The organism is Pseudomonas sp. Sample_10 (genome assembly GCF_004321495.1).
In the GTDB taxonomy this organism is placed as follows: Bacteria; Pseudomonadota; Gammaproteobacteria; order Pseudomonadales; family Pseudomonadaceae; genus Aquipseudomonas.
Genome location: NZ_RCOE01000129.1, coordinates 1 through 5581 on the forward strand (window position 1 = coordinate 1; position 5581 = coordinate 5581).

4 protein-coding genes are annotated in these 5581 nt (G+C 60.5%); 2 read left to right on the forward strand and 2 right to left on the reverse strand.

All coding sequences use genetic code 11. The features are described from left to right. A partial coding sequence (locus tag D8U18_RS12430; RefSeq protein ID WP_131107717.1) for a glucose/quinate/shikimate family membrane-bound PQQ-dependent dehydrogenase occupies positions 1-2273 on the reverse strand: 2273 nt, incomplete at its 3' end. A 215-nt stretch (positions 2274-2488) separates the two neighbouring features. After that, on the reverse strand, positions 2489-3871 hold the full coding sequence (locus D8U18_RS12435; protein ID WP_056855215.1) for a carbohydrate porin: 1383 nt from the start codon (positions 3869-3871) through the stop codon (positions 2489-2491). Positions 3872-4248: 377 nt separating this feature from the next. On the opposite strand from D8U18_RS12435, the gene D8U18_RS12445 reads away from it, so the two are divergent. Together D8U18_RS12445 and D8U18_RS12450 are read left to right on the forward strand one after the other, a co-directional pair. Continuing rightward, positions 4249-4479: a VF530 family protein gene (locus D8U18_RS12445; RefSeq protein WP_056855216.1), complete on the forward strand. Its 231-nt coding sequence runs from the start codon at positions 4249-4251 to the stop codon at positions 4477-4479. 2 nt (positions 4480-4481) lie between these two features. Further along, complete coding sequence (locus D8U18_RS12450) at positions 4482-5126, forward strand: Pr6Pr family membrane protein (RefSeq protein WP_056855217.1); 645 nt, start codon at positions 4482-4484, stop codon at positions 5124-5126. The last annotated feature ends 455 nt before the right edge of the window (positions 5127-5581 follow it).

A 5581-nucleotide genomic window follows, 5' to 3' on the forward strand; every position in this document is an offset into this window, starting at 1 on the left:
GGCAGGCGGCCTTCCCACAGTTGCTTGCCGTTTTTCACGTCGTAGGCGCGCAGGTACTGGTCGAGGGTGCCGCTGAGAAAACCGACGCCACTGGCGGTGGTGAAGGTGCCGCCCAGGCTTGGCACGCCCATGCTCAGCGGGATCGGAACCGGCGAGCTGTCGCGCACGGTGCCGTTCTTGTGCATCCAGATTTTCTGCTGGGTCGTCAGGTCGATGGCGGCGACATAACCCCACGCCGGCGCCTGGCAAGGCAAGCCCATCGGCGACAGCAGCGCTTCGAGGATTACGCCGTAGGGCGCGCCCTTGTTCGGCTGCACGCCTTCGGTTTCGCTTTTGCGCGGGCCTTGGGCGGCGATTTCAGCGGCCGGGATCATTTTCGATTTGAAGGCCATGTAGCTCGGGTTGACGAAAGCGATCTGACGCACCGGGTCAACCGAGATACCGCCCCAGTCGAACACCCCGAAGTTGCCTGGATAAACAATCGAACCCTGCAGCGATGGCGGCGTGAACGGACCGTCGTAGCGCATGGATTTGAAGTCGATCCGGCAGATCAGTTGGTCGAATGGCGTCACGCCCCACATATCGCGTTCTTGCAGCGGTGGCGGCATCAGGTTGAGGTCGGACTTCGGTTGGGTCGGCGAGGTATGATCGCCTTCCACCGCGCCTTGCGGCACCGGCACTTCGTTGATCGGCACGATGGCCTGGCCGGTGCTGCGATCGAGCACGTAGATGCTGCCTTGCTTGGTTGACGCCAGGACGGCCTGCTTCACGCCATCGGCGGTTTTCAGGTCCATCAGGGTCGGCTGACCACCGACGTCCATGTCCCACAGGTCATGGTGGGTGAACTGGAAGTGCCAGCGCACCTTACCGGTGGCGATGTCCAGAGCGGTCAGGCCCGCGGCGTGCAGTTCCGATTCAGGGGTACGCGCGCCACCGAACTGGTCCGGGGTCTGGTTACCCATCGGCAGGTAGAGCATGCCGAGTTTTTCATCGACCGCGAACATCGACCACATGTTCGGCGAGTTGCGGGTGTAGACCTTGCCTTCGGCGATCGGCGTGGTGTCGTCCGGGTTGCCGCTGTCCCAGTTCCACACCAGTTTGCCGGTGTGCACGTCGAACGCGCGGATCACGCCGCTTGGCTCGTCGGTGGAAACGTTGTCGGTGACGTGACCGCCAATCACCACCAGGTCCTTGGTGACCGCTGGCGGCGAAGTGGAGTAGTAACCACCGGCCGTGAAGCCGCCGATGTTGGCGCGCAGGTCGACCTGGCCTTTGTCGCCGAAGTCTTCGCACATTTTGCCGGTGTCGGCGTTGAGGGCGATCAGGCGGGTATCGGCGGTTGGCAGGAAGATCCGGCGCGGGCAGACACTGGCCACCGGTGCGCTGGCGCTGCCGGTCGGGCTCTGCTCGGAGGCGTACACCGCGTCATCGTGATAGGTCACGCCACGGCAGGTCATGTGCGCCCAACCCTTGAAGTTCGCCGCGTTCTGCGTGGAGAGCTTCGGATCGAAACGCCAGATCTCCTTGCCGGTGTCCGGGTCCAGCGCAATCACCTGGCTGTGCGGCGTGCACACGTACAGCATGCCGTTGACTTTCAGCGGGGTGTTTTCGGCGGTGGTTTCGCCCGGGTCGTTCGGCCCTGGCAGGTCGCCGGTGCGATAAGACCAGGCTTGCACCAGTTTGTGTACGTTCTGCGGGGTGATCTGCGCCAGTGGCGAGTAACGGTCACCGTGGGCGCTGCGGCCGTAGGAGTTCCAGTCACCCTCCGGCATGGCCGGGGCGGTGTTGGTCATGCCATCGACGCTGTCGCGGTCCAGTTGACCCTTGATTTCACCGGGGTTGGTGAACTGGCTGGCCAACGCGGTAACGCCAGCGAGCACCACGGCCACACCCAGCGCGCCGGTGCCCATCGGTGCGGCACCGTCACGCAGCAACGGACGACGAAACCACGGCAGCAACATCACCAGGCCCAGCGCAAACAGCATCGCCAGGCGCGGCACCAGTTGCCACCAATCGAGGCCGACTTCCCACAATGCCCATACGGTGCTGGCGAACAGCACCAATGCGTACAGGCCCAGTGCGGCACGGCGGGCCAGCAACAACAGGATGCCGGTCAACGCCAGGCCGATACCGGCCAGCAGGTAGTACAGCGAGCCGCCGAGCATGCTCAGCTTGATCCCCCCGGCCAGCATGGCCAGGCCCATTAGCAGAAGCAGTATGCCAAGCAGGCTTGGCCATAGACGGCTTCGACCCAAGGCACCATCAGTGCTCATAGTGTGATTCTCCGTGACGTTTCAAGTAGTCCCGCGCAAGTTCACTGTAGATGACGATCCTGTGCGGGCAGGGTTCAGATAAAAACCGGTTGGTTGATGCCATTCCTGTAGGAGCGAGGCTTGCCCGCGAAGACGGTGTGTCATTTGGCATTGAGGCTGCCTGACCCACCGCCATCGCGGGCAAGCCTCGCTCCTACAAGGGTTTTGCTTGTTTTTTAGAACGACGACTGGATCTTGATACCGCCAATCAGCGCGTCATCGACGTCGTTCACGCCACCGGGGTGGCGGATGTATTGCAGGTTCGGGCGCACGGTCAGCCAGTTGTTCACATGCACGCCGTAATAAAGTTCGGCGCTGTATTCGGTGTCTTGCGGCGGCAAGTAGGCTGGATCGTCGTAGTCGAAAACCGCGTGGGCCTGGTTGGTTGCCTCGGCGTTCTTGCGATACGCCGGGTTGACGTGCACGCGCGCCATGGCGAAACCGATATCGTCCCTGGCGCGAGCGTCGAACAGGCCTTTGTAGACGACGCCGGCCTGGACGTAGTTGTCGATGGCGTTGGTTTTCTTGTCGTGCATCGTGCCGTTGGCGAACACGCTCAGGCCGCGGGAGTGGTCGCTGGCGATGCTGGTGATCTGCTGCTGGATGCCGAGCCACACACCGTGCTTGCTCGATGCACTGCGGTAGGCTTCGCCACTCAGGGCGGCGGGCTGGCCATTGCTGTCTTTGTAGACGTCGGTGGCGTTGGCGTTGCTGTAGTAATAACCGGCGCGGTACTCACCCGGCAGGCCATTGAGCCTGGGCGTCCACACCAATTCCACCGGGAGAATCGCGCCTTGGGTGCCGCTGCCACTGAGCTTGAAGCCGTTGTCGCGATCAAGGTTCGACGGGTTTTGCTCGTACACGCCGACTTGTGCGTACAGTTCGGGCGTCAGGTGATACTTGACCCGCATCGCCCACTGGCTGACCGGCCAGTTGTACCAGATGTCCCCCGCCCAGTTGCCGACCTGCGAGCCGCAAAATGCCAGGTTCTGGAAATCGCACGGGAAGCTGTTGAAGTCTTCGCCTTCACCGAAGCGGCCGACCTTGATGTCGAGTTGCTGATCGAAGAATTTCTGCTGATACCACATCTGTGTCAGGCGCCAGGTCTGGCCGCGGCCCCAGACTTCCTGGGCCGATGTGAAGCCGCCGACACGCGGATCGTTGATGCGGTCGTTGCTGATGTTGTTGCCGCTGCGTTCGGTGATGGTCAGCTGAAATTCGGCGTCGTCCCAACCGAGTATCTTTTGCAGGTCCAGGTGCGTACCCAGACCAAACTGGTCGCTGTAACGCGCCGTACGGTCGTGATCGTAACCACCGTGCAGATTGCTGCCCATTTCACCGGTGTAATCGATTTTGAAGTCGTAGCCCTTTTCCGCCAGTTCTGTACGCGTGCCGTTCCAGTCGCCGAGCATCCACGGTGAATCGCTATCGAAGGCCGGGGCAGCCTGGGTACAAGTGGCAAGGCCAAGCGCGGTGCAGCCACCGAGCATTTTCAGGACTTTTCGACAGGCGACCGGCATTGAGACAGCGCTGTCTTGGGGGGAAGGGAAATCAGGCATAGAAGGAAATTCTTAATCTTTTTCTAAGGAATGAACGACGCGTAGCAAGATGGATGAAGCGTTTCAGCGATAGCGGGGCGCAAGCATAATGTTCTGTTACAAATAGAGAAAGCGCTTTTCCTGACATGCATCCTTTCTGAATTGGTAACAGTCACGACCTATTACTGTAGGAGCGAGCCTGCTCGCGATGAATTCAAGAGCGCCGCGAGGCGTCTGCAATCCAGCGTTATCGTTGACGACCAACGCTGACAGGCTCGCTCCTGCAAGGGGCCGCAATTCACCTACATTTAGCGAATAGCGCATGCAGCGCTTCCACCGCAACAGCCGCTCGGCTAAGGTGCGCGGCTTCCCCATTCCAACATCGCTGAAGGCCCAGCATGACCGAACAGAACAACGACCCGCTGCATGGCGTCACCCTGGAGCAGATCCTCAATGCCCTGGTCGAGCACTACGAATGGTCGGGGCTGGCCGAACGCATCGATATCCGCTGCTTCAAGAGTGACCCGAGCATCAAGTCGAGCCTGACGTTCCTGCGCAAAACCCCGTGGGCACGGGAGAAGGTCGAGCGCTTGTACGTGAAACTGATGCGTACCAAGCGACCGCTCTGAACATGTTCAAGGCGCCTGCCGTGCGACGTCGTTTCGTGGCCGTGGCTGCCATCCTCGGTTGGGCCGGTTTGAGCATCCAGATGTACCTGATCTTCCATTCACGCTGGACGCTGGGTGCCAGTCTGCTGGGTGGGCTGGTTAGCTTCTTCAGCTATTTCACCGTGCTGAGCAATACGCTGGTGGCCACAGTCCTGACCTGTGAACTGACCTCGCGCGAGTCGGCTGTGCGTCGCTGGTTTTTACAGCCGTGGGTCAGCAGCGGCATCGCCGTGAGCATCGTCGTGGTCGGGCTGGTGTACAGCCTTTTATTGCGCCATCTATGGCATCCCGAAGGTTGGCAATGGCTGGCCGATGAGCTGATGCATGACGTGATGCCAGGGTTGTTCCTGGTTTACTGGTTGTGTTGCGTACCCAAGGGTTTTTTGCGCTTGCGCCATATCGCCCTGTGGATGATTTATCCGCTGGTGTACTTCGGCTATGCGCTGTTGCGCGGGCATCTGCTGGCGGTTTATCCCTATCCGTTCATCGATGTCGAGAAGCTTGGTTATCCACAGGTGTTCGTCAATGCCGGAGGCTTGTTGCTAGGGTTCGTGCTGATTTCAGTTTTGCTGATTGGGCTGGATCGGTGGCGAGCGGCGAGATGCTGAACGCTTTTGTGGCGAGGGAGCTTGCTCCTGCTGCGCTGCGAAGCAGTGCCAACACCTGCGAAGGGGGACTTCAGACGTATCCGGTTTGCCGATGTTGCGACTGCTGCGCAGCCGAGCGGGAGCAAGCTCCCTCGCCACAGTAATCATGTCAGGCTGAATCACTCATCATCGCCAGCATTCAGCTTCCAGTAACCAACGGGTGGTGATTTCAGTTTTGCTGATTGGGCTGGATCGGTGGCGAGCGGCGAGATGCTGAACGCTTTTGTGGCGAGGGAGCTTGCTCCTGCTGCGCTGCGAAGCAGTGCCAACACCTGCGAAGGGGGACTTCAGACGTATCCGGTTTGCCGATGTTGCGACTGCTGCGCAGCCGAGCGGGAGCAAGCTCCCTCGCCACAGTAATCATGTCAGGCTGAATCACTCATCATCGCCAGCATTCAGCTTCCAGTAACCAACGG

What these genes read in the sequence shown, in the direction of transcription:
- D8U18_RS12435 (WP_056855215.1), bottom strand. Translation starts at nt 3,871, where the DNA reads ATGCCTGATTTCCCTTCCCCCCAAGACAGCGCTGTCTCAATGCCGGTC.
- D8U18_RS12450 (WP_056855217.1), top strand. Translation starts at nt 4,482, where the DNA reads ATGTTCAAGGCGCCTGCCGTGCGACGTCGTTTCGTGGCCGTGGCTGCC.
- D8U18_RS12445 (WP_056855216.1), top strand. Translation starts at nt 4,249, where the DNA reads ATGACCGAACAGAACAACGACCCGCTGCATGGCGTCACCCTGGAGCAG.